Source organism: Bacillus sp. SIMBA_005, assembly GCF_046535585.1.
GTDB lineage: Bacteria > Bacillota > Bacilli > Bacillales > Bacillaceae > Bacillus > Bacillus pumilus.
In genome coordinates this window covers 1-253 of record NZ_JAWRWI010000805.1, presented here as the reverse complement: position 1 = coordinate 253, position 253 = coordinate 1, and the positions used below count along the sequence as shown (strand labels likewise).

Genomic DNA, 253 nt, shown 5'->3' with positions numbered 1-253 from the left:
GGGTTGTTTACTTATGGATAAAGAAGTGTCTGAAGAGAGTGTCCCCGCGGATTCGTCAGGGGCACTCCTTTTTAGAACGGAGGCTGTTTGCCGTGAATGATCGGTATGAACAAATAAACGAGTATATAAACGCGATGCTGAAGCCTCGGCCTGATAAAGTGAAAAAGCTTGAAGCCTATGCAAAAGAGCACCATGTTCCGATTATGGAAGAAGCGGGCATTGAAGTGCTGCTTCAAATGCTGTCGATTCAACA

1 pseudogene is annotated in these 253 nt (G+C 45.5%); it reads left to right on the top strand.

The window, feature by feature from the left end:
- Positions 1-92: 92 nt before the first annotated feature.
- Positions 93-253: pseudogene (locus SB660_RS22305) on the top strand (SAM-dependent methyltransferase); the annotation flags it as partial.